Origin of the sequence: Pseudomonas furukawaii (genome assembly GCF_002355475.1) — a bacterium.
Classification (GTDB): Bacteria; Pseudomonadota; Gammaproteobacteria; order Pseudomonadales; family Pseudomonadaceae; genus Metapseudomonas; species Metapseudomonas furukawaii.
This window is the reverse complement of the sequence record NZ_AP014862.1, coordinates 265604-287181: the sequence shown is the minus strand read 5'-3', so window position 1 is coordinate 287181 and position 21578 is coordinate 265604. Positions and strand designations below refer to the sequence as shown.

Sequence of the window (21578 nt, the reverse complement as noted above, 5' to 3'; positions counted from 1 at the left end):
GCGCTCTCACAAGCGCTTCGAACTGAATACCGGGCTGGCGCTGCAATGTCGGCCACTCACCCAGCAATACCAGCCCAATGACTCTGTCAGGGAGACCAGCATGCGAACCTTATCCTTCATTGTCCTCATAGCGTTATCCACAACCGTGCAATCCGCCGCGCTCTTCTGCCCTGGGAAAGTTGTCCAGGTAATCATCTACGGCAATGGAAACCTGATGATTCAAAGCACGTGGAGAAGCGATTGGACAGTGCTCTGCAATCTGAAAGGCAACCCGTCCATCGACTCGGTGACCTGCTCCCACTGGTCATCACTGGCCACTATGGCGTTCAAGGAGGGCTCGCAGATAGGGGTCTACTACAACGTTCCTGCCGGCACCACATGCGCCAACCTTCCCACTTATGCCAATGCGCCTGTCCCGGTCTACCTGAGACTGGTTTCCCCGAAATAAGGGACAAGCGAAATGGAGTTTCTCGTGGGCAGGCTTATCACCTCAGTCCTGGCTCTCCTGCTACTGGGCTCCACCCAGGCAGCGACCCTGGTCTTCACCACCTACTACCACAACGACCACCTGGGCTCACCGGCCGCCGCCACCGACGAGCGCAACGAACTCCTCTGGCGTGCACATTACCGCCCCTATGGCGAGCGCCAGGAGAATCCCGCTGATACCCCTTACGGCAGCCCGGGATACACCGGACACGTGCAAGACGGCAGCAGCGGCCTGGTCTATATGCAGGCCCGCTACTACGACCCGCAACTGGGTCGCTTCCTCGCCATGGACCCGGCCGGGCCCCAGGAGGAGGTGCCCGGAAGCTTCAACCGCTATGCCTATGGGCTGAACAACCCGTATCGCTACGTGGATCCGGATGGGCATTGGGCCATGGCGGTGCTAGTGGGGCTCGATATCGGCCTGACCGGCCACGGCATTTACTCGGAATACCAGACAGGAGGAACGGACGCCGCATTAGTCGAAGCCGGAAAGGCCGCTGCCGCGCATGTGATAGGTCTGGGGGTTGGGAACGTACTGAGGCGAGGGTATATCCTCGCAAAAGGAGCAAATACAACTGAAAACGTCGCTAACTTATTTAAAGCTGGAAGGACAGCCAAAGCCAGCGAACTGCGAGACTTTGCCAAAAATCAGGGATGGAAATCGGACCAAACAGACGGAGGCCCGTTAAAATTCATTGATGAAAATGGCATTGCCCGGCTGACAATCAAGAAAGGAAGCCCCCGCGCACCTGGTAGCTCGATGCCTCACGTCGAATTCAAGGATCCATCAGGACAGAGAACTGGCCCACTAGGTAATCCTGTAACTAGGAAAAGCGCTGAAAACCACACAAAAATTGATTTTGACCTATAGGCTACAGCATGAATTATCATGAAATTGAAGCACTAAAAGAAGTTTACCTCGAAGATAGCTACGTACTTGAAATAGAGGAAACAATTGACAAACTAATCTTTAGACTAGAGGCCGTTCTTACTGAAAAAAACCCATTTTTTACGCCACCAAACCCCGAAGAACAGTACTGCTACAAAATAGCAACACTAGAATTTCATGGCGCACACTTTATTAGATGGATCAAAAAGAGCAAAAATATAAATACCGACAGCGCAAAAGAAACCGACCTCGGAAACATCGACACATTCACAATAGAAAATCGACTTTGTACTCTATCAGGGGACTGGGGAGTCGTAGAGGTGGACTGCGAAAACATTTACTTCAGACCAAATTAAATATCAAAATCAATAACATTCAACAAAAAACCAGCCGTCCGAAAAGGGGGCGAGTTTATTGCGTCAGAACTTAAACTCGATCATCCACTCCCACTGGCCCTCGCTCACCAGCATGGTATTCAAGGAAGATGCAACACTCGGGATCAATTACAACGTTCCTGCCGGCACCACCTGCGCCAACCTTCCCACTTATGCCAATGCGCCTGTCCCGGTCTACCTGAGACTGGTTTCCCCGAAATAAGGGACAAGCGAAATGGAGTTTCTCATGGGCAGGCTTATCACCTGGGCTCACCGGCCGCCGCCACCGACGAGCGCAACGAACTCCTCTAGCGTGCACATTACCGCCCCTATGGCGAGCGCCAGGAGAATCCCGCTGATACCCCTTACGGCAGCCCGGGATACACCGGACACGTGCAAGACGGCAGCAGCGGCCTGGTCTATATGCAGGCCCGCTACTACGACCCGCAACTGGGTCGCTTCCTCGCCATGGACCCGGCCGGGCCCCAGGAGGAGGTGCCCGGAAGCTTCAACCGCTATGCCTATGGGCTGAACAACCCGTATCGCTACGTGGATCCGGATGGGCAATGGGCCATGGCGGTGCTAGTGGGGCTCGATATCGGCCTGACCGGCCACGGCATTTACTCGGAATACCAGACAGGAGGAACGGACGCCGCATTAGTCGAAGCCGGAAAGGCCGCTGCCGCGCATGTGATAGGTCTGGGGGTTGGGAACGTGCTTAGGCGAGGGTATATACTCGCTAAAAGTGAAAAAGCAACAGTAGCAATATCAGAAAGCCGAATAGGTCATATCTTTAGAGAAGCTGAGGGGCACCTTACAGATACTCCAGCCAATCGCGAACTAATAACCAAACTGGCTAATGATAAGAAATCCGTGCTTGGAGGTGATCGTCACGGCAATACGTGGGCTGCAGAGACATTGCCAGACGGCAGTCAAGCATTGGTTCAGTATCGAGGCAATCAGGTTATTAATGGCGGAACCAATAAGACCCCAAGGACTTATGACTCCGAAAGAGGCCTGACCTCACTTAAACCCAGGGGAAATAAAGATGGAGAGTGAAAAAAACCTGACTCCCAAACAAGCTTTCTGCGCGATGTTCTATTTTCTTGAGCATGAGTACTCACTAACAAAGTCAGATGATATTGGGGCCATGCTTGGTTCGATGGATTGGACTATTTGGTCAGATGGTGCTGGCCCGGCTGATCCAGCAGCATGGGAGGATTGGCTAGACGCAGTGAGAAAAGCTCAAAAAGACAGTCCCAATTGGTAGTTCAAAAAATGCAAATAGATGCTCCAGGCCATATGGAATTACCATTATAAAAAATAAGCCAGAAACCAAAACAAAGTACCTGAACGACTCGAAATACAGGATTAACACCATAGAACAGAGACCACAAAGAAAGCCAAACCAGATAGCACACCCGTCAGAACTTTGGAGTAAACGCCCGATGAAATCAACTTACAAAGCAGCATTCATAATGCCATGCTAGGAAAGGCCTGAAGTAGCCATGCGTTTCTGGCTAACCTCAGACCTTCCCAAGACGGCAGCAGCGGCTTGGTTTATATGCAAGCCCGCAACTACGACCCGCACCTGGAGCGCTGGTTATCCATGCACCACAAAATATCCACAGGAAGCGACACGCACAGAAATTTCAAAACCTAATTTTTGATCTTTTTGTGGTGCCGGATGGGCACATACATACAAGAACTCACCAGTAGCCCGACACTTAAACACGACTCGAGGCCGTGCAATGAAGCGACTTCCGCTACTCCTGGCGCTGTTCACCATCGGCGCGCAGGCGGCAACTTTCGAGAAGGACAAGAAAGCCTTCTTCGCCCGACAGGAGCAGCTGGACAAACGCTGCGAAGCAGCACGCCAGGTTCTGCTTGACCGGGAGAAAGGCAATATCTTCAACGAATGCATCAATGCAAAACGCGGCACCGCAACCGTCGAGACCTGCAAGCGCCGGGCGGAGAGGTTCGATGCGAACCGAATCGGCGGCTCGCCCAGGCACCATGAACTGCCGGAGTGTATCGAGGCATTCAACCATCGCCGCAACAAGCCCTCCACTTGAAGAGCGCTGTCCGGCGTTAGAGTTTCGCCTGTTCCCGTTGCCAGGAGAGCGTTCAGCTTCGCTTCTGGAGCATCGGCCGCAACCTGGCTTGCGGCCGAGTGAGTGCCTCAGCGCGCGTTCAGCACCGATATCTGGGAGTTCAGGGTCCAGAAGTCGTAGAGCACGCCCAGCAGGAAGAAGCCGCCGGTGAGCAGGTAGAGGATGCCGCTGATCCACTTGCCCTGGTACATGCGGTGAACGCCGAAGATGCCGAGGAAGGTCAGCAGGATCCAGGCGACGTTGTAGTCGTACTGGCCGGCGTTGAAGCGCAGGGAAGCCTCGCGGTCCATGGAGGGGATCAGGAAGAGGTCGATGATCCAGCCGATGAAGAACAGGCCGAGGGTGAAGAACCAGATAGTCCCGGTCACCGGCTTGCCGTAGTAGAAGCGGTGGGAACCGAGGAATCCGAAGATCCACAACAGATAGCCGATGACCTTGCTGTGAGTGTCCAGGCGGGTATTCATGCTGCCTCCTGCAGGCGGTGGGTGATGGCTGGGGCCGGCGCGGCCTGACGCCCGCCGGCGCAAAGAAGCCCGCCGAGGCGGGCTTCTTCAAGGGAGCGCAGAGCTTAGCGGAACCGACGCCCCGGGTCCTCTTCGGACACCTGCAGCGACAGCCCTTCGCTCATGTGCTGCAGGTGTTCGCCGTCGGTCTCCGAGTCGAGCTTGATCATCAGGCGCAGGTCGTTGGCCGAATCGGCGTGGAGCAGCGCGTCCTCGTAGGTGATCTCGCCCTGGGCATAGAGGTTGTAGAGCGCCTGGTCGAAGGTCTGCATGCCCTGCTCGGTGGAGCGCTTCATCAACGGCTTGAGCTCGTGCACCTCACCCTTGCGGATCAGGTCCGCCGCCAGCGGGGTGTTGATCAGCACCTCGATCACCGCGCGGCGGCCCTTGCCGTCGGGGGTCGGCACCAGTTGCTGGGCGACGATGGCCTTGAGGTTCAGCGACAGGTCCATCCACACCTGTTGCTGCCGGTCGGCGGGGAAGAAGTTGATGATGCGGTCCAGCGCCTGGTTGGCGTTGTTGGCGTGGAGGGTGGCGAGGCAAAGGTGGCCGGTCTCGGCGAAGGCGATGGCGTGGTCCATGGTTTCGCGGGTCCGCACCTCGCCGATGAGGATCACGTCCGGCGCCTGGCGCAGGGTGTTCTTCAGGGCCACCTCGAAGGACTCGGTGTCCAGTCCCACCTCGCGCTGGGTGACGATGCAGTTCTGGTGCTGGTGGATGAACTCGATGGGGTCCTCGATGGAGATGATGTGCCCGCTGCTGTTCTTGTTGCGGTGGCCGATCATCGCCGCCAGCGAGGTGGACTTGCCGGTGCCGGTGGCGCCGACGAACAGCACCAGGCCACGCTTGGTCAGCGCCAGCTTCTTCAGGACCTCCGGCAGCTTCAGCTCATCGATGGTGGGGATGGAAGTCTCGATGCGGCGCAGCACCATGCCCACCAGGTTGCGCTGGTAGAAGGCGCTCACACGGAAGCGGCCAATGCCCCGGGCGCTGATGGCGAAGTTGCATTCGTGGTGCTGGGCGAAGTCGCGACGCTGCTGCTCGTTCATCACGCCCAGCACCGTCTCACGGGTCATTTCCGGCGACATGGCGTTCTTGCTGACCGGCATGATCTTGCCGTTGACCTTCATCGACGGCGGCACACCGGCCGTGACGAACAGGTCGGACGCTCCCTTTTCCACCATCAGGCGCAGCAGTTTCTCGAATTCCATGGCGTTCTCGCTGTAATGGTCCGGCGCCGCTCAGGCGGTTCAGAAGTTTTCCGGGCTCTTGGCCTTTTCCCGCGCGCTTTCGCGGCTGACCAGTCCCTTGGCCACCAGGCTCTTGAGGCACATGTCGAGAGTCTGCATGCCGAGAGAGCCGCCGGTCTGGATGGCGGAGTACATCTGCGCCACCTTGTCCTCGCGGATCAGGTTACGGATCGCCGGGGTGCCAATCATGATCTCGTGGGCCGCTACCCGACCGCCGCCGATCTTCTTCAGCAGGGTCTGGGAGATCACCGCCTGGAGGGATTCGGACAGCATGGAGCGCACCATGGACTTCTCCTCGGCCGGGAACACGTCGACGACCCGGTCGATGGTCTTGGCGGCGGAGGTGGTGTGCAGGGTGCCGAATACCAGGTGGCCGGTTTCCGCGGCGGTCAGCGCCAGACGGATGGTCTCCAGGTCGCGCATCTCGCCCACCAGGATGATGTCCGGGTCCTCACGCAGGGCCGAGCGCAGGGCCTCGTTGAAGCCCAGGGTGTCGCGATGGACTTCCCGCTGGTTGATCAGGCACTTCTTGGACTCGTGGACGAACTCGATGGGGTCTTCCACGGTGAGGATATGGTGGTACTTGGTGCTGTTCAGGTAGTCGAGCATGGCTGCCAGCGTGGTGGACTTGCCCGAACCGGTGGGCCCGGTGACCAGCACCAGGCCACGGGGTACGTCGGAGACCTTCTTGAAGATCTCGCCCATGCCCAGGTCTTCCATGGTGAGGACCTTGGAGGGAATGGTCCGGAACACCGCGCCCGCACCGCGGTTCTGGTTGAAGGCGTTGACCCGGAAACGCGCGACGCCGGGGACTTCGAAGGAGAAGTCGGTCTCCAGGAACTCCTCGTAATCCTTGCGCTGCTTGTCGTTCATGATGTCGTAGATCAGCGCGTGAACCTGCTTGTGATCCAGCGGCGGCAGGTTGATCCGGCGGACGTCGCCGTCGACGCGAATCATGGGCGGCAGGCCGGCAGAGAGATGCAGGTCCGAAGCGCCCTGCTTGGCACTGAAGGCCAGCAGCTCGGTAATGTCCATGGGACTCCCCAATTCCAGGCAAACGGTCCGAGAACCGCTGAAATAATTCCGTGCGCCAGGCACCGGGCAGTGGAAGCCGACCCGCCTGGCCGTCGCTCGCTACATTCTCCGGCGGCAGTTAGAATGCCGCAGACCCCACTCAGGCCGGGCTGTAGAGCGCAGGTAATGTCCACGATAGCAGACAATATTGCAAAGGTTCGCGCGCGTATCCGTGAGGCAGCGCAAGCCTCAGGGCGAGAACATTCAAGCGTCGGCCTGCTGGCCGTGAGCAAGACCAAACCGGCCGCCGCCATCCGCGAGGCCTTCGCCTGCGGCGTGACCGATTTCGGCGAGAACTACCTGCAGGAAGCCCTGGCCAAGCAGGCCGAACTGGGCGACCTGGACCTGACCTGGCATTTCATCGGTCCGATCCAGTCCAACAAGACCAAAGCCATTGCCGAACATTTCCACTGGGTGCACTCGGTGGATCGGCTGAAGATCGCCGAGCGCCTCTCCGCCCAGCGCCCGCCGGCGTTGCCGCCGCTTAACGTCTGCCTGCAGGTGAACGTCAGCGGCGAGACGAGCAAGTCCGGTTGCGCTCCGGAGGAACTGCCGGCCCTGGCCGCCGCCGTGGCGGAACTGCCCAACCTGCGCCTGCGCGGCCTGATGGCGATCCCCGAACCCACCGAGGACGTCGCCGCCCAGCACGCCGCCTTCGCCCGCCTGCGCCAGTTGCAGGCGGCCCTGAACCCCTCCCTGGATACCCTGTCCATGGGCATGAGCCACGACCTCGAAGCCGCCATCTCCGAAGGCGCCACCTGGGTCCGCATCGGCACCGCGCTGTTCGGTGCCCGCGACTACGGCCAGCCCGCGAACTGACTAAGGAAGCCTCCATGAGCACTCCCCGCATCGCATTCATCGGCGCCGGCAACATGGCCGCCAGCCTGATCGGCGGCCTGCGCGCCAAGGGCGTCGACGCCGAACGCATCGTCGCCAGCGACCCCGGCGCCGAACAACGCGCCAAGGTCAGCGCCGAACACGGCATCCAGGTCCTTGGCGACAACGCCGAGGCCGTGAAGGATGCCGACATCGTCGTGCTGTCCATCAAGCCCCAGGTGATGAAAGCCGTCTGCCAGGCCCTGGCGCCGAGCCTTCAGCCCGGGCAGTTGGTGGTGTCCATCGCCGCCGGCATCACCTGCGCCAGCCTGGCCGCCTGGCTGGGGCCGCGCCCCATCGTGCGCTGCATGCCCAACACCCCGGCCCTGGTGGGCCAGGGCGCCAGCGGCCTGTTCGCCAACGCCGAGGTCAGCGCCACCCAGCGCCAGCAGGCCGGCGAGCTGCTGGCCGCCGTGGGGATCGCGCTGTGGCTGGACGACGAGAAGCTGATCGACGCCGTGACCGCCGTCTCCGGTAGCGGCCCGGCCTATTTCTTCCTGCTGATGGAGGCCATGACCGCCGCCGGCGAGAAGCTCGGCCTGCCCCGCGAGACCGCCGAGCAACTGACCTTGCAGACCGCCCTGGGCGCCGCCCGCATGGCGGTTTCCAGCGATGTGGATGCCGCCGAACTGCGCCGCCGGGTGACCTCGCCCAACGGCACCACCGAAGCGGCGATCAAGACCTTCCAGGCCGGTGGCTTCGAAGCCCTGGTGCAACAGGCGCTGAACGCCGCCGACCGGCGCTCGGCAGAACTGGCCGAACAACTGGGCCAATAAGGGAGCCTTTCTCGATGACCGGACTCAACACCGCCGCCATCTATGTGATCCAGACCCTCGGCAGCCTCTACCTGCTGATCGTCCTGCTGCGTTTCATCCTGCAACTGGTGCGGGCGGACTTCTACAACCCCCTCAGTCAGTTCGTGGTGCGCGCCACCAAGCCGCTGCTCAATCCCCTGCGCAAGATCATCCCGGGCTTCGGCGGCCTCGACCTCGCCTCCCTGGTGCTGGCCATCCTGGTTCAGCTGCTGCTGATGATCGTCACCCTGACCCTGATGGGCTACGGCGTCGGCGGCTACCTGTTGCAACTGCTGATCTGGTCCATCATCGGCGTCACTTCGCTGTTCCTGAAGGTGTTCTTCTTCGCCCTGATCATCAGCGTGATCCTTTCGTGGGTCGCCCCGGGCAGCCACAACCCCGGCGCCCAACTGGTGAACCAGCTCTGCGAACCGCTGCTGATGCCCTTCCGCAAGCTGCTGCCGAATCTGGGCGGCCTGGATATTTCGCCGATCTTCGCCTTCATAGCGCTGAAACTGCTGGACATGCTGGTCATCGGCAACCTGGCGGCGATGACCGGCATGCCGCAGATCCTCAGCCCCTTCCTGTGACCTGGTATCGCTGGGCGGGCGAGGACCTGATCCTCGACTGCCACCTGCAGCCCAAGGCGAGCCGTGACGAGTTCGCCGGGCTGCATGGCGAGCGCCTGAAGATCCGCCTCACCGCGCCACCGGTGGATGGCAAGGCCAACGCTCACCTGATGGCCTTCCTGGCGGAGGCCTTCGGCGTCGCCAAGAGTCAGGTGAGCCTGGAAAGTGGCGAGCTCAACCGCCAGAAACGGATCAGGATCCAGAAGCCCAGGACCCTCCCCGACCTGCCGGGCCTGACCGCTCGGCCCTCCTGACCGACCTTAAGGCGGACACCGGCGCGCCGGCGATTGACGGCGCCTCAGGCGGGCGCATAATGCCCAGCAATGTCAGGTTGGCAATTCGTCCTTTCCCCGCCCCGGAGCGCCCCTCCTCCGGCCGGAGCGGTCCGCACCGCCAGCGCAGTCGACACACCGGCCCGAAAGTTCGTCCATTCCCGTACGCAGGATGCGTGATCGCGAGGAGAGCCCGAATGAGCATGGAGCGTCTCGGTCAGCAGGTCGACGCCTATGTTGGCTGGAAGCGTGAGCTATTGCGGGAAATCACCCGTTACAGAAGCTGGCTCGAACGCAACCGCCTCATCTCCGACACGCTCTCCACCCGACTGGAACGGGCCCAGCGCCTGCTGCGTACCGATCACATCACCCTGGCCTTCGTCGGCGAGTTCTCCCGCGGCAAGACCGAACTGATCAACTGCCTGTTCTTCTCCGAGTACGGCCAGCGCATACTGCCGTCCCAGGCCGGGCGCACCACCATGTGCCCCACCGAACTGTTCCACGACCCACGCTCCGAACGCTCCTACATCCGCCTGCTGCCCATCGAGTCGCGCATGGCGGAGGCCAGCGTGGCGCAGTTCAAGCGAGCCCCCCGGCACTGGGTCAACATCCCCCTGGACCCGAGCGACCCGGACAACATGGTCCAGGCTTTCGCCCAGGTGGCCCGGACCAAGCCGATGCCGGTGGAACAGGCCATCCAGCTCGGCTTCCACCCCGACATGCTGGAAGCCACCGGCCGCCCCGGCGAAGTGCTGGTACCGGCGTGGCGCCACGCCATGGTCAACTTCGACCATCCCCTGCTGCGCAAGGGCTTGCGAATCCTCGATACCCCGGGCCTGAACGCCCTCGGCAGCGAGCCCGAGCTGACCCTTTCGATGCTGCCCAGTGCCCAGGCCATCGTCTTCCTGCTCTCGGCGGACACCGGCGTCACCGCCAGCGACATGGACATCTGGCAGCAGCACATCCGCCAGCTGGACGAGGACACCCAGGCCCACCTCTTCGCCGTGCTGAACAAGATCGACGTTCTCTGGGACGACCTGGCCGGCGAGGGCTTCGTGCAGAACGCCATCCGCCGCGTCCAGGAAACCACCGCCCGCCAGTTGGGCATCAGCAGCGAGGACGTGCTGCCGCTGTCGGCCAAGCAGGCCCTGCTGGCCAAGGTGCGCAATGACTCCGAGCTGCTCGCCCGAAGCCGGGTGGGCGCGCTGGAGGGACTGCTCTGCGACCGCATCATCAGCCAGAAGGAGCGGCTGATGGAGGAGAACGTCTCCAACCAGCTGATGGCCCTGCTGCAGAACAGCCTGCATGTGCTCAACCTGCGCCTGGAAAAGGTCCGCGAGCAGCAGGCGATGCTCGACACCCACCAGCAGGACAACGGCCAGATGCTCTTCGAGCTCACCGCCCGGACCAAGGAAGACCACGCCCGCCATCACCGCCGGCTGCTGGGCCTGAAGACCAACCAGCGCCTGCTCAAACGCCAGGGCGAGGCCCTGCGCAGCGCGGCCCGTGCCGAGCGCCTGGACGAACACCTCGAACGCCTGCGTCGGGAGCTTACCGGCAGCTGGACCACCCTCGGCATCAACCAGGGCATCCTGAAGTTCTTCCACGCGGTGGAGATGGACCTGCGCAGCCTGGAGCACGAGGCGGACCTGGCCAACAAGATGGTCGCGGCCATCTACCAGCGGCACAACGAGGAGAACCCGCTACAGGGGGTCGAGGCACCTCAGTTCAATGTCCAGCGCTACCTGCGGGAGCTGGCCCAGTTGCGGGAGAAGGCCGACCAGTTCCGACTCCATCCCATCACCCTGCTCACCGAACAGAACCAGCTCGGCAAGCGTTTCTTCGACACCCTGGTGCTGGAGCTGGTGGGCATGCACCAACGCCTGCGCCTGGAGGTTTCCCAGTGGGCCAGCGAAGCGCTGACGCCCCTGATGCAACACACCCTGGAGCACAAGCAGCTGCTGGAGACCCACATGCTGCGGCTCAAGGCCCTGGCCCAGGAAACCCAGCTCACCCGGCAGCGCGGCCAGCAGCTGGAGCGCTACACCGAAGAGCTGGAGCAGCAGATCGCCGAAGCCAACGACATGCTCCGCACCTTCCGCCGCCCCTCCCCCATGCAGCGCATGGCCAAGGTGGTCAACCTGCCCCTGGCGGCCCATCGCCGACGCGGTAGCGAGTCCGCCTGAAGCCGCGCCAGGCCTGATGAATCAACGCTTTGCCCGCCTTCCCCCGCGCTTGCCGCAGGGGGCGACGCTCTTTAGACTGGCGCCCTTCCCAAATCGAGAGCAGGGTCGCGATGCCCACCGCCATTCCCGCAGATTCCGTCGGCCTGGTCACCCCAAGGGTGCAGCGTTTCACCGAGCCGCTGGCGCTGGCCTGTGGCCGCAGCCTGGCCGATTACGAACTGGTCTATGAAACCTACGGCGAACTGAACGCCAACCGCAGCAATGCGGTGCTGATCTGCCACGCGCTGTCCGGCCATCACCACGCAGCCGGCTACCACAGCATGGAAGACCGCAAACCCGGCTGGTGGGACAGCTGCATCGGCCCGGGCAAGGCCATCGATACCAACCGCTTCTTCGTCGTCAGCCTGAACAACCTGGGTGGCTGCAACGGTTCCACGGGCCCTTCCAGCCTCAACCCGGCCACCGGCGCCCCCTTCGGCGCGGATTTCCCGGTGATGACGGTGGAAGACTGGGTCAACAGCCAGGCGCGCCTGGCGGACGCCCTGGGCATCGCCCAGTGGGCCGCCGTGGTGGGCGGCAGCCTCGGCGGCATGCAGGCCCTGCAGTGGACCATCAGCTACCCCGAGCGGGTCCGCCACTGCCTGGCCATCGCCTCGGCGCCGAAGCTCTCGGCGCAGAACATCGCCTTCAACGAGGTGGCCCGCCAGGCCATCCTCACCGACCCGGAATTCCACGGCGGCCATTTCCAGGAGCAGGGCGTGATCCCCAAGCGCGGCCTGATGCTGGCACGCATGGTGGGCCACATCACCTACCTGTCGGACGACGCCATGGGCGAGAAATTCGGCCGCGGCCTGAAGAGCGAGAAGCTCAACTACGACTTCCACAGCGTGGAGTTCCAGGTGGAAAGCTACCTGCGCTACCAGGGTGAGGAATTCTCCGGGCGCTTCGATGCGAATACCTACCTGCTGATGACCAAGGCGCTGGACTACTTCGACCCGGCGGCCGCCCACGACGGCGACCTGGCGCGCACCCTGGCCGGCGCCAAGGCGGACTTCTGCGTCATGTCCTTCACCACCGACTGGCGCTTCTCCCCGGCCCGCTCCCGGGAAATCGTCGACGCCCTGATGGCGGCGCGGAAGAACGTCAGCTACCTGGAGATCGACGCGCCCCAGGGCCATGACGCCTTCCTCATGCCCATCCCGCGCTACCTCCAGGCCTTCAGCAGCTACATGAACAGGATTGCGGTGTAACCCATGCGTGCCGACCTCGAAATCATCCAGGACTGGATTCCCGCCGGCAGCCGGGTACTCGACCTCGGCTGCGGCCGTGGCGAACTGCTGGCCTACCTGCGCGACACCAAGCAGGTCAGCGGCTATGGCCTGGAAATCGACCCGGAAAACATCGCCCACTGCATCGATCGCGGGGTGAACGTCATCGAACAGGACCTGGACAAGGGCCTGGGCAACTTCGCCAGCAACAGCTTCGACGTGGTGGTCATGACCCAGGCCCTGCAGGCCGTGCACTACCCCGACCGCATCCTCCGGGAAATGCTGCGGGTGGGCCGCCAGTGCATCATCACCTTCCCCAACTTCGGCCACTGGCGCTGCCGCTGGTACCTGGCGCGCAACGGGCGCATGCCGGTGTCGGAGTTCCTGCCCTACACCTGGTACAACACCCCGAACATTCACTTCTGCACCTTCAAGGATTTCGAGGAGCTGTGCCGCGAGATGCACGTGAAGGTCCTCGACCGCCTGGCGGTGGACCACGAACACCGGCACAACCTGCCCAGCCGCCTTTGGCCTAATCTGATGGGTGAGATCGGCATCTATCGCGTCAGCGGTCCCGGCCTCACTGATCACCGCGTCGCGGTATGAACCAGAGGAGATCCATCATGCGCCGCCTGGCCCTGTTTCTCGTCGCCCTCTGCCTCGCGCTGCCGGCCGCCGCCGAGCGCAAGCAGACCTTCGGCGACGTCGAGGTCCACTACAACGCCTTCAACTCCAGCTTCCTGCAGCCGGACATCGCCGCCGCCGTGGGCCTTACCCGCAGCAAGACCCAGGGTGTGGTCAACGTCGCCGTGCTCAAGGCCGGCAAGGCCAGTACCGCCCAGGTCAGCGGCCAGGTGAAGAACCTGCTGGGCCGCGTCACCCCCTTGCAGTTCAAGCAGGTGACCGAAGGCGAGGCCATCTACTACCTGGCCCAGTTCCCCACCGGTGAACGCGAGATGCTCAACTTCACCCTCACTGTCCAACTCGGAGACGAGGCGTCCCACAGCTTCAGCTTCGATCAGGAATTCTTCCCGGACGAATGATGCCCTTCAACGAACTGGTGCTGGCCAGCCACAACGCCGGCAAACTCAAGGAACTCCAGGCCATGCTCGGCGATAGCGTGAAGGTACGCTCCATCGCCGAGTTCACCGACGTCGAGCCGGAGGAAACCGGCCTGTCCTTCGTCGAGAACGCCATTCTCAAGGCCCGCAACGCCGCCCGCGTCTCCGGGCTGCCGGCCCTGGCGGACGACTCAGGCCTGGCGGTCGACTTCCTCGGCGGCGCCCCGGGCATCTACTCGGCGCGATACGCCAATGGCCAGGGCGACGCCGCCAACAACGCCAAGCTGCTGGAAGTCCTGGCGGACGTGCCGGAAGCCGAGCGTGGCGCGCAATTCATCTGCAGCCTGGCCCTGATGCGCCATGCCGACGACCCGCTGCCGATCCTCTGCGAAGGCAGTTGGCGCGGCAGCATCCTGTTCGAGCCCAGGGGCGACCAGGGCTTCGGCTACGACCCGCTGTTCTGGGTCCCCGAATGCAGCTGCTCCGCCGCCGAGCTGGCCCCCGTCGACAAGAACCGCCTGAGCCACCGCGCCCGCGCCATGGCCCTGCTCAAGCAGCGCCTGGGACTTCAATGAGCGCCGCCAAAGGCTCAGGGCAACGCGACGGCATGCCGAGCTCGCCCGGCCCCGTCAGCCCGGTGTTCCAGCTCCCCCCGCTGGCGCTGTACGTGCATATCCCCTGGTGCGTGCGCAAATGTCCCTACTGCGACTTCAACTCCCATGCCGCGGGCTCCGAGCTCCCTGAAGAGGCCTACATCGACGCCCTGCTCGCCGACCTGGAGCAGGACCTGCATCACGTCCACGGGCGCGAACTGACCTCCATCTTCTTCGGCGGCGGCACACCCAGCCTGTTCAGCGCCAACGCCCTGGGCAGGCTGCTGGATGGCGTGGAGCAGCGGGTCCCCTTCGCCCGCGATATCGAGATCACCCTGGAAGCCAACCCGGGCACCTTCGAGCAGGCCAAGTTCGCCGCCTACCGCCAGCTCGGGATCAACCGGCTGTCCATCGGCGTGCAGAGTTTCCAGGAGGCCAAGCTCAAGGCCCTCGGCCGCATCCACGACGGTGGCGAAGCCATCCGCGCCGCCGACATGGCGCGCAAGGCCGGCTTCGACAACTTCAACCTGGACCTGATGCACGGGCTGCCGGACCAGTCCCTCGACGACGCCCTGTCGGACCTGCGCACCGCCATCGCCCAGGGCCCGACGCACCTGTCCTGGTACCAGCTGACCATGGAACCGAACACGGTGTTCTGGAGCCAGCCGCCCACGCTGCCCGAGGATGACGTCCTCTGGGACATCCAGGAGGCCGGACAGGCCCTGCTGGCCGAACACGGCTACGCCCAGTACGAGGTCTCCGCCTACGCCCGGGAAGGCCGGCGTGCCCGGCACAACCTGAACTACTGGACCTTCGGCGATTTCCTCGGCATAGGCGCGGGCGCACATGCCAAGCTGAGCAGCCCGGACGGGCGCATCATGCGCAGCTGGAAAACCCGCCTGCCCAAGGACTACCTGGACCCGGCCAAGCATTACCTGGCGGGAGAACGCGTGCTGGAGGCGGACGAGCTGCCCTTCGAGTTCCTCATGAACGTGCTTCGCCTCACGGACGGCGCGCCGGTGGAGCTGTTCACCCAACGCACCGGCCTGCCGCTGGACGTCCTCGCGGCCGGTCGCGCCGAAGCCGAGGCCAGGGGCCTGCTGTCGACGGACCGCGAACGGCTGACCGCCACCGCCCAGGGCCAACTCTTCCTCAATGACCTGCTGCAGCAGTTCCTGCCTTGACGACCCGGCCAGGGATTTGGAATCGTCTGCCCTCGAACCCACCCTCAAGGAAACCGGATGGACGTCGTACTGGACCTGATCGCCACCCTCTCGCGCTGGAGCCGCGGGCACCTGAATGACATCGCCCTGGCGATCATGGCCACGCTGCTGGTGCTGTTCGGCCCGTCCATCAATGCCTGGGTGCAGCAACGCATCGGCAGCCTCAACTTCCTCTTCCGCACCCTGCTCTTCGTGCTGCTCTGCGCGGTGGGTTACGGCCTGGCGATGATCTACCTCACGCCCTGGCTGGTGAAGGGGCTGGGCTACTTCAATAACTACACCCTGGCGCCCGTCCTGCTACTAGTCTTCTTCGTGATCGGCGTGATCGCCGATCGCAACTGAGGCCGGCGGACTCCCCGGCGGCCCCGGCCGCCGACCACCTGGGAGCACGCCCATGAAGCCGATCAAGCACCTCTACCTGCACTTCCAGGACGGACAGCGCCTGGCCCTGCGCTTTCCCCAGCAGTCCGCCGATCCGATCGACGTGGCCCGGGGCCTGCGCCGCCAGCTGGAATCCCCCTTCCTCAGCATCGAGGTGGACGGCGACCTGCTGCTGATCCCCCGGGAAAGCATCAAGTACCTGCAGATCAGCCCAGCGCCTCCCGCCCTGCCGCAAGCCACCATCACCGGCGCCGAACTGATCAATTGAGGGCCTCGGCCACGCGACGGTTCGCAGGGCGCCCAACGCGTCCAGGCGCCCATTAAAAAGCCGCCCCGAGGGGCGGCTGGGATGGCCAGGCAGGCCGGAATTCAATTGCCTTCGCGTCGCAGCGCCTGGGGAGTGAAATCCCTTGGGCTGAGCGGAGCGTTGAAATCATACATGGGTTCGTTGTTGTCGAGTCCATCGACAAAGTAACGATTTCCGACGAAATCGTAGAGGCTCTCCAGGGTGCCGCCAAACATGGGTACATCGTAGTAGCTGATGGGGTGACTTTCCTGCAGGCCGATCAGTTGGCCGTCCCGGTCATACAGATCCACGGCGAGGATCTGCCAGCTGTCCTCGTCCAGGTAGAAACGACGCTTGGCATAGGGGTGGGTGAAGCCCTTGCGCAGGCTGGCCTCCACCACCCAGACGCGGTGCTGCTCGTAGCGCAGCAGATCGGGATTCACGTAGCCGGTCTTGAGAATGCGCTCGTAGGGGATGCCCTTCTGGTGAAGGGCATAGCTGTTGTAGGGCACCAGCATTTCCCGCTTGCCGAGCAGTTGCCATTCGTAGCGGTCCGGCGCGCCATTGTAGGCGTCCACCACATCGGCGGTGGCCATGCCGTTGGTGTCGGGCTGCAGGGTGTCGTAGGCCAGCATGGGCAGGCGACGCACGCGACGCTCGCCGCGGTTGAAGCGCCAGGCCTTGCGGATCGACAGCACCTGGTCGAGGGTCTCCTGTACCACCAGGGCCGAACCGGACAGCTTGGCCGGCGCCACCACGCGGTACTTGTAGAAGAACAGGGTGTTCTCCAGGTTGGCCGGCGTCATGCCCTCGCGGCCGTAGACGAAGTAGATGTCGCGCTCCAGTTTCAACAGGTTGTAGCTGCCATTGGCCAGCACCGCCGCCTGGTTGGTGGTGAAGTGCACCTGCTCCCCCCGGTAGCGGAGGATGTGGTTCCAGATCGCCTCCAGGCCGTTGGCCGGAATCGGGAAGGGAATGCCGGCGGCGACGCCTTCCACGCCATTGCCTCCGGCGATCAGCCTGCCGTTCTCGGCGTTGAAGCGGGTGGCGTCGTAGATGCGCTGGGGCGCGGCGGCGCTGCGATGGGTGGGGAAGACGCGCAGGCGGTAGTCCGGATGCTGCGCCAGCAGAGCCTTGTGGCCCGGGGTCAGCAGGGCGTCGTATTCACTGGCATTGCGGCCATCGATGACCAGCCGCGGGCTCTCGCCTGCATAGGGATCGGGGTGGTGCATGCCGCGCTGGTAACCCGCCGGCGGTGTGGCCAGGCCGCCATCCCAGGCCGGGATGACGCCATCGGCGGACGCGGCGCGTTCGCCGCCCAGTGGAGTGAGGTCCTGCCCCAGGCGAGCTGCCTGGGTGGCATCGACCTGGGCGTGGGCCTGCAGCACGCAGCCGGCCAGGAGCAGATATCCGAAAGTCTTCAACAACACAGCCTTCTCCTAACGGCGCCAGGGGCACTGCGCCGCTCTTATTCTTATGGCGCCCGCCATGACGGGCGGCGCTCTCGTCGGATCAGGTGAGGTGCCGGGTGGGCCCGGTCTGATAGGGGCCGTCAAGCCGCCCGGCACGGGCGGCATGCGGTCAATCGATGCGCTGGAACTTGAGGTCCCAGACGCCATGGCCAAGGCGCTCGCCACGACGCTCGAACTTGGTCACGGGGCGTTCATCCGGGCGCGGCACGAAGCGGCCGTCTTCCGCCAGGTTGCGGTAGCCGGGGGCGGCGTTCATCACCTCCAGCATGTGCTCGGCGTAGTGCTCCCAGTCCGTGGCCATGTGCAGCACGCCACCCACCTTGAGCTTCTGCCGTACCAGCTCGGCGAAGGCCGGCTGTACGATGCGACGCTTGTGATGGCGGGACTTGTGCCAGGGATCCGGGAAGAACAGCAGGACGCGATCCAGGCTGGCATCGGCGACGCAGTCGCGCAGCACTTCCAGGGCGTCGCAGCTGTAGACGCGGATATTGGTCAGCCCCTGGGACAGGGCGCCGTTGAGCAGGGCGCCGACACCCGGACGGTGCACTTCGACACCGATGAAGTCCTGGTCCGGCGCGTTGGCGGCCATTTCCAGGGTGGCGTGCCCCATGCCGAAGCCGATCTCGAAGGTGCGCGGCGCGCTGCGGCCGAACAGGGCATCGAAGTCCCGGAGACCATCGGCCAGCTCCAGGCCGTACTTCGGCCAGCCCTGGTCGAGGCCGCGCTGCTGGCCTTCGGTCATGCGCCCGGCCCGCATCACGAAGCTCTTGATGGTGCGGTGGTGGCGCGTTTCGTCGGCGGCGGCCGGCAAGCCCTGTTCTTCAATCATCGTGGGAAAACCTGTCAGTGAAACTTGCAGCACCTGTTCACAATCCTGCGAGCTCGCGCCGCTGATCGTGAGCGGGTATTCAGCGGATCATGCCATCCAGCGGCGAGGAGGCGCTGGCGTAGAGCTTGCGGGGCATGCGACCGGCCAGATAGGCCAGGCGCCCGGCGACGATGGCGTGCTTCATCGCTTCGGCCATCAGCACCGGGTGCTGGGCATGGGCGATGGCGGTGTTCATCAGCACGGCCTCGCAACCCAGTTCCATGGCGATGGTGGCATCGGAGGCGGTCCCCACGCCGGCATCCACCAGCACCGGGACCTTGGCTTCCTCGAGGATGATGCGCAGGTTCCAGGGGTTGCAGATGCCCATGCCGGAGCCGATCAGGCCGGCCAGCGGCATCACCGCGATGCAGCCGATCTCGGCCAGCTGGCGGGCGATGATGGGGTCGTCGCTGGTGTAGACCATGACGTCGAAACCGTCCTTGACCAGCACTTCGGCGGCCTTGAGGGTCTCGACGACATTGGGGAAAAGGGTCTTCTGGTCGGCCAGCACTTCCAGCTTGACCAGGTTGTGGCCATCCAGCAGTTCGCGGGCCAGGCGGCAGGTGCGCACCGCTTCCTCGGCGTCGTAGCAGCCGGCGGTGTTGGGCAGGATGGTGTACTTCTCCGGAGAGATCACGTCCAGCAGGTTGGGTTCGCCCGGGTTCTGGCCGAGGTTGGTGCGCCGAACCGCGACGGTGACGATCTCGGCACCGGAAGCCTCGATGGCCACGCGGGTTTCCTCGAGGTCCTTGTAGCGGCCGGTGCCCACCAGCAGGCGCGATTGATAGGTACGGCCCGCAAGGGTGAAGGGCTTGTCGATCGGCGTTTGGCTCATGCTGGACTCCTGGCGGGCAGTGGGAAATTCACGAAGGCAGGCGACGGGGCGTGCCGGGCGGAGCGATTGCGGGTCGGCTCGACTAGCCGCCACCGATGGCGTGCACCACCTCGATCCGATCGCCCTCGCGCAGCACCGTCTCGCCATGCTGGCTGCGCGGCACGATATCGAGGTTGAGCTCGACCGCGACGCGGCGGCCAGCCATGTCCAGGCGGTTGAGAAGGTCCGCGACGGTCTGGCCGTCGGGCAGCTCGAAGGATTCGCCGTTCAACAGGATGCGCATGACGGGTCGGTCAGATCTGGAAAAGGGGTCGGCATTCTAGCCCGATCGCCGCGCCGCACCAAGGCAAAAGGGCACCATTCGTCCCACAATCTGACGCCAGGGTCAGGTCAGCGATCGCCAGGCCGCCAGCCCCAGGCAGAGCCAGCCGGCGAGAAAAGCAAGGCCGCCGAATGGGGTGATGATGCCCAGCTTGCCGATGCCGGAGAGGGTCAGCAGGTAGAGGCTGCCGGAGAACAGCAGGATGCCGAATGCGAAGAAGCCACCCGCGAGGTTCACCAGGCGCCCTGGCAGGTGCAGGGACAGCAGGGCGACACCGAACAGCGCCAGGGCGTGGATCAGTTGGTAATGGGTGCCGGTCTGGAACACCGCCAGGTGCTCGGGACTCAGGCGGCTCTTCAGTCCATGGGCGGCGAAGGCGCCGAGTGCCACGCCGGTGAAACCGGCGAACGCGGAGAGCAGCAGGAAAAGGCGCGCCATGGGGACTCCAGACAGAGGACGGACGGCCGCTATAATGGCGCGCAAATTTCCCCGGGCCAACCCAGCATGTTCAGCACCATTCGCCGCCGCCTGTTCAAATTGCTGCTCTGGTTCGCGGCGGCGTCCGTGCTGCTGGTGATCCTGTTCCGCTGGATACCGCCGCCCGGCACCATGCTGATGGTGGAGCGCAAGGTGGCGTCCTGGATCGACGGCAAGCCCATCGACCTCCGGCGCGACTGGGTGGCCTGGGACGACCTGCCCGATAACCTGAAGATCGCGGTGATCGCGGCCGAAGACCAGAAATTCGCCGAGCACTGGGGCTTCGACGTCCCCGCCATCCGCGCGGCCCTGGCCCACAACGAGCGCGGCGGCTCGGTACGCGGTGCCAGCACCCTCAGCCAGCAGGTGGCCAAGAACCTGTTCCTCTGGTCCGGCCGCAACTGGCTGCGCAAGGGCCTGGAAGTCTGGTTCACGGGATTGATGGAGCTGTTCTGGCCGAAACAGCGGATCCTCGAGGTCTATCTCAACAGCGCCGAGTGGGGCAATGGGGTGTTCGGCGCCGATGCCGCCGCCCGGCATCACTTCGGCGTGCCCGCCGCCCGCCTGTCACGGCAGCAGGCCGCGCTGCTCGCCGCGGTGCTGCCTAACCCGCGCCAGTGGAGCGCCTCGCGGCCCAGCGGCTATGTCGCCCGCAGGGCCAGCTGGATACGTCGGCAGATGGCGCAGCTGGGCGGTGCATCCTACCTCGAGCGCCTCTGAGGCGAGACGCACCGGCGCTCAATGCTTCATCGCCTCCCGGGGCACCAGGTGCAGCAGTTGCACCTGGTCGTCCAGCAGGTGGACGCTGAGCCCCTGGCGCGGGTAGATCCAGGCTTCGCCTTCGCCGGTGCGCAAACGCAGTCGGGGGGCGCCGAGACTGGCCGCAATACGCGCCGCCGGAATCACCGCCATCGGCACCAGATTCAGCACCGCCACGCGATGACCGCCGAGCTGGTCCAGCATGGCGCCACTCAGTGGTTGCTCGTCGGTGCTCTTGCCCAGCGCCCTGGCCAGGCTCTCGTGCTCGCTGGCCGTCAGCCCCAGCTGCGCCTCCAGGCGCCAGGCGCCCTCTTCCCGATCCAGCTGCGCCCGATACACCAGGCGCGGTCCGCCCGCCCGGGGCTGCAGCCAGAGCTCTCCGGGGGCCTGCCCCGCCAGCTGCGTCAGGCTCAGTTGGTCATCGGCCAGTGGTTCGATCACGTCCGTGCCCCAGGTCGTCAGCCAGGGCATCGGCTCGGCGTCCGCGCCCTGCCGACTCATCCACAACGCCAGGGCGAAGAACAGTGCGGCGATGACGGCGAACAGCGTCAGGTGGCTGGAACGCAGGAGCGGCAGGGGCATCGGG

General features: G+C 63.9%; 27 protein-coding genes and 1 pseudogene. 19 read left to right on the top strand and 9 right to left on the bottom strand.

Annotation, left to right across the window (positions count from 1 at the left end):
• Positions 1–100: 100 nt before the first annotated feature.
• From KF707C_RS01370 to KF707C_RS01345, 6 genes and pseudogenes are all read left to right on the top strand, one after another.
• Positions 101–448 (top strand): hypothetical protein, encoded by a 348-nt coding sequence (locus KF707C_RS01370; protein ID WP_036993800.1) that lies wholly within the window; start codon positions 101–103, stop codon positions 446–448.
• 12 nt (positions 449–460) lie between these two features.
• The gene (locus KF707C_RS01365) at positions 461–1357 is read left to right on the top strand and encodes an RHS repeat domain-containing protein (protein ID WP_051050776.1); all 897 of its coding nucleotides are present in this window, start codon (positions 461–463) and stop codon (positions 1355–1357) included.
• An 8-nt stretch (positions 1358–1365) separates the two neighbouring features.
• Positions 1366–1731, top strand: coding sequence for a hypothetical protein (locus KF707C_RS01360; RefSeq protein ID WP_081608124.1), 366 nt, complete (start codon positions 1366–1368; stop codon positions 1729–1731).
• Positions 1732–2082: 351 nt separating this feature from the next.
• Positions 2083–2808, top strand: a pseudogene (locus tag KF707C_RS01355) (RHS repeat-associated core domain-containing protein); the annotation flags it as partial.
• Positions 2798–3019, top strand: a complete 222-nt coding sequence (locus KF707C_RS01350; RefSeq protein ID WP_081608126.1) for a hypothetical protein — start codon at positions 2798–2800, stop codon at positions 3017–3019. The pseudogene KF707C_RS01355 and the gene KF707C_RS01350, both read left to right, overlap by 11 nt.
• Before the next feature lie 481 nt (positions 3020–3500).
• Positions 3501–3824, top strand: a complete 324-nt coding sequence (locus tag KF707C_RS01345) for a hypothetical protein (RefSeq protein ID WP_003455635.1) — start codon at positions 3501–3503, stop codon at positions 3822–3824.
• 107 nt (positions 3825–3931) lie between these two features.
• Here KF707C_RS01345 and KF707C_RS01340 read toward each other — a convergent pair whose 3' ends face one another.
• The 3 genes from KF707C_RS01340 to pilT all read right to left on the bottom strand — a co-directional run bounded on the left by KF707C_RS01340 (position 3932) and on the right by pilT (position 6651).
• Complete coding sequence (locus tag KF707C_RS01340) at positions 3932–4327, bottom strand: NINE protein (RefSeq protein ID WP_003455636.1); 396 nt, start codon at positions 4325–4327, stop codon at positions 3932–3934.
• 104 nt (positions 4328–4431) lie between these two features.
• The gene (locus KF707C_RS01335) at positions 4432–5577 is read right to left on the bottom strand and encodes a PilT/PilU family type 4a pilus ATPase (protein ID WP_003455637.1); all 1146 of its coding nucleotides are present in this window, start codon (positions 5575–5577) and stop codon (positions 4432–4434) included.
• A 39-nt stretch (positions 5578–5616) separates the two neighbouring features.
• Positions 5617–6651 (bottom strand): type IV pilus twitching motility protein PilT, encoded by a 1035-nt coding sequence (gene pilT, locus KF707C_RS01330; RefSeq protein ID WP_003455638.1) that lies wholly within the window; start codon positions 6649–6651, stop codon positions 5617–5619.
• A gap of 165 nt (positions 6652–6816) precedes the next feature.
• Between pilT and KF707C_RS01325 the strand changes: the two genes are divergently transcribed.
• The 12 genes from KF707C_RS01325 to KF707C_RS01270 all read left to right on the top strand — a co-directional run bounded on the left by KF707C_RS01325 (position 6817) and on the right by KF707C_RS01270 (position 16241).
• Positions 6817–7509 (top strand): YggS family pyridoxal phosphate-dependent enzyme, encoded by a 693-nt coding sequence (locus KF707C_RS01325; RefSeq protein WP_003455639.1) that lies wholly within the window; start codon positions 6817–6819, stop codon positions 7507–7509.
• Between the two features lie 14 nt (positions 7510–7523).
• Positions 7524–8342 (top strand): pyrroline-5-carboxylate reductase, encoded by an 819-nt coding sequence (gene proC / locus KF707C_RS01320; RefSeq protein ID WP_003455640.1) that lies wholly within the window; start codon positions 7524–7526, stop codon positions 8340–8342.
• Positions 8343–8356: 14 nt separating this feature from the next.
• Positions 8357–8950 (top strand): YggT family protein, encoded by a 594-nt coding sequence (locus KF707C_RS01315; RefSeq protein ID WP_003455641.1) that lies wholly within the window; start codon positions 8357–8359, stop codon positions 8948–8950.
• A complete protein-coding gene (locus KF707C_RS01310; protein WP_003455642.1) occupies positions 8947–9243 on the top strand; it encodes a DUF167 domain-containing protein in 297 nt (98 codons plus the stop codon). The genes KF707C_RS01315 and KF707C_RS01310 overlap by 4 nt, the downstream gene beginning before the upstream one ends.
• Before the next feature lie 215 nt (positions 9244–9458).
• A complete protein-coding gene (locus KF707C_RS01305; RefSeq protein WP_003455643.1) occupies positions 9459–11447 on the top strand; it encodes a dynamin-like GTPase family protein in 1989 nt (662 codons plus the stop codon).
• Positions 11448–11557: 110 nt separating this feature from the next.
• Positions 11558–12697, top strand: coding sequence for a homoserine O-succinyltransferase MetX (gene metX, locus KF707C_RS01300; RefSeq protein ID WP_003455644.1), 1140 nt, complete (start codon positions 11558–11560; stop codon positions 12695–12697).
• Between the two features lie 3 nt (positions 12698–12700).
• Positions 12701–13321, top strand: a complete 621-nt coding sequence (gene metW, locus KF707C_RS01295) for a methionine biosynthesis protein MetW (protein ID WP_003455645.1) — start codon at positions 12701–12703, stop codon at positions 13319–13321.
• Positions 13322–13338: 17 nt separating this feature from the next.
• The gene (locus KF707C_RS01290) at positions 13339–13758 is read left to right on the top strand and encodes a DUF4426 domain-containing protein (RefSeq protein WP_003455646.1); all 420 of its coding nucleotides are present in this window, start codon (positions 13339–13341) and stop codon (positions 13756–13758) included.
• Positions 13755–14351 (top strand): RdgB/HAM1 family non-canonical purine NTP pyrophosphatase, encoded by a 597-nt coding sequence (rdgB, locus tag KF707C_RS01285; protein ID WP_003455648.1) that lies wholly within the window; start codon positions 13755–13757, stop codon positions 14349–14351. The genes KF707C_RS01290 and rdgB overlap by 4 nt, the downstream gene beginning before the upstream one ends.
• A gap of 32 nt (positions 14352–14383) precedes the next feature.
• Positions 14384–15553, top strand: a complete 1170-nt coding sequence (gene hemW / locus KF707C_RS01280) for a radical SAM family heme chaperone HemW (RefSeq protein WP_036993805.1) — start codon at positions 14384–14386, stop codon at positions 15551–15553.
• Positions 15554–15610: 57 nt separating this feature from the next.
• Positions 15611–15934, top strand: coding sequence for a DUF3392 domain-containing protein (locus KF707C_RS01275; RefSeq protein WP_003455650.1), 324 nt, complete (start codon positions 15611–15613; stop codon positions 15932–15934).
• Positions 15935–15986: 52 nt separating this feature from the next.
• Positions 15987–16241: a hypothetical protein gene (locus KF707C_RS01270; RefSeq protein ID WP_003455651.1), complete on the top strand. Its 255-nt coding sequence runs from the start codon at positions 15987–15989 to the stop codon at positions 16239–16241.
• 101 nt (positions 16242–16342) lie between these two features.
• Here KF707C_RS01270 and KF707C_RS01265 read toward each other — a convergent pair whose 3' ends face one another.
• The 5 genes from KF707C_RS01265 to KF707C_RS01245 form a co-directional block, all read right to left on the bottom strand.
• A complete protein-coding gene (locus KF707C_RS01265) occupies positions 16343–17686 on the bottom strand; it encodes a DUF1329 domain-containing protein (RefSeq protein WP_036993868.1) in 1344 nt (447 codons plus the stop codon).
• A gap of 154 nt (positions 17687–17840) precedes the next feature.
• Positions 17841–18560, bottom strand: a complete 720-nt coding sequence (gene trmB, locus KF707C_RS01260; protein WP_036993808.1) for a tRNA (guanosine(46)-N7)-methyltransferase TrmB — start codon at positions 18558–18560, stop codon at positions 17841–17843.
• Positions 18561–18639: 79 nt separating this feature from the next.
• Complete coding sequence (locus KF707C_RS01255; RefSeq protein ID WP_003455660.1) at positions 18640–19434, bottom strand: thiazole synthase; 795 nt, start codon at positions 19432–19434, stop codon at positions 18640–18642.
• Between the two features lie 82 nt (positions 19435–19516).
• Entirely contained in the window at positions 19517–19717 is a 201-nt protein-coding gene (gene thiS, locus KF707C_RS01250; protein ID WP_003455661.1) for a sulfur carrier protein ThiS, read from the bottom strand.
• Between the two features lie 102 nt (positions 19718–19819).
• Entirely contained in the window at positions 19820–20194 is a 375-nt protein-coding gene (locus tag KF707C_RS01245) for a DUF423 domain-containing protein (protein ID WP_003455662.1), read from the bottom strand.
• A 66-nt stretch (positions 20195–20260) separates the two neighbouring features.
• On the opposite strand from KF707C_RS01245, the gene mtgA reads away from it, so the two are divergent.
• Positions 20261–20953, top strand: a complete 693-nt coding sequence (gene mtgA / locus KF707C_RS01240; protein ID WP_003455663.1) for a monofunctional biosynthetic peptidoglycan transglycosylase — start codon at positions 20261–20263, stop codon at positions 20951–20953.
• A gap of 18 nt (positions 20954–20971) precedes the next feature.
• On the opposite strand, the gene KF707C_RS01235 is transcribed toward mtgA, so the two are convergent.
• Positions 20972–21574, bottom strand: coding sequence for a hypothetical protein (locus KF707C_RS01235; protein ID WP_003455674.1), 603 nt, complete (start codon positions 21572–21574; stop codon positions 20972–20974).
• Between the last annotated feature and the right edge of the window lie 4 nt (positions 21575–21578).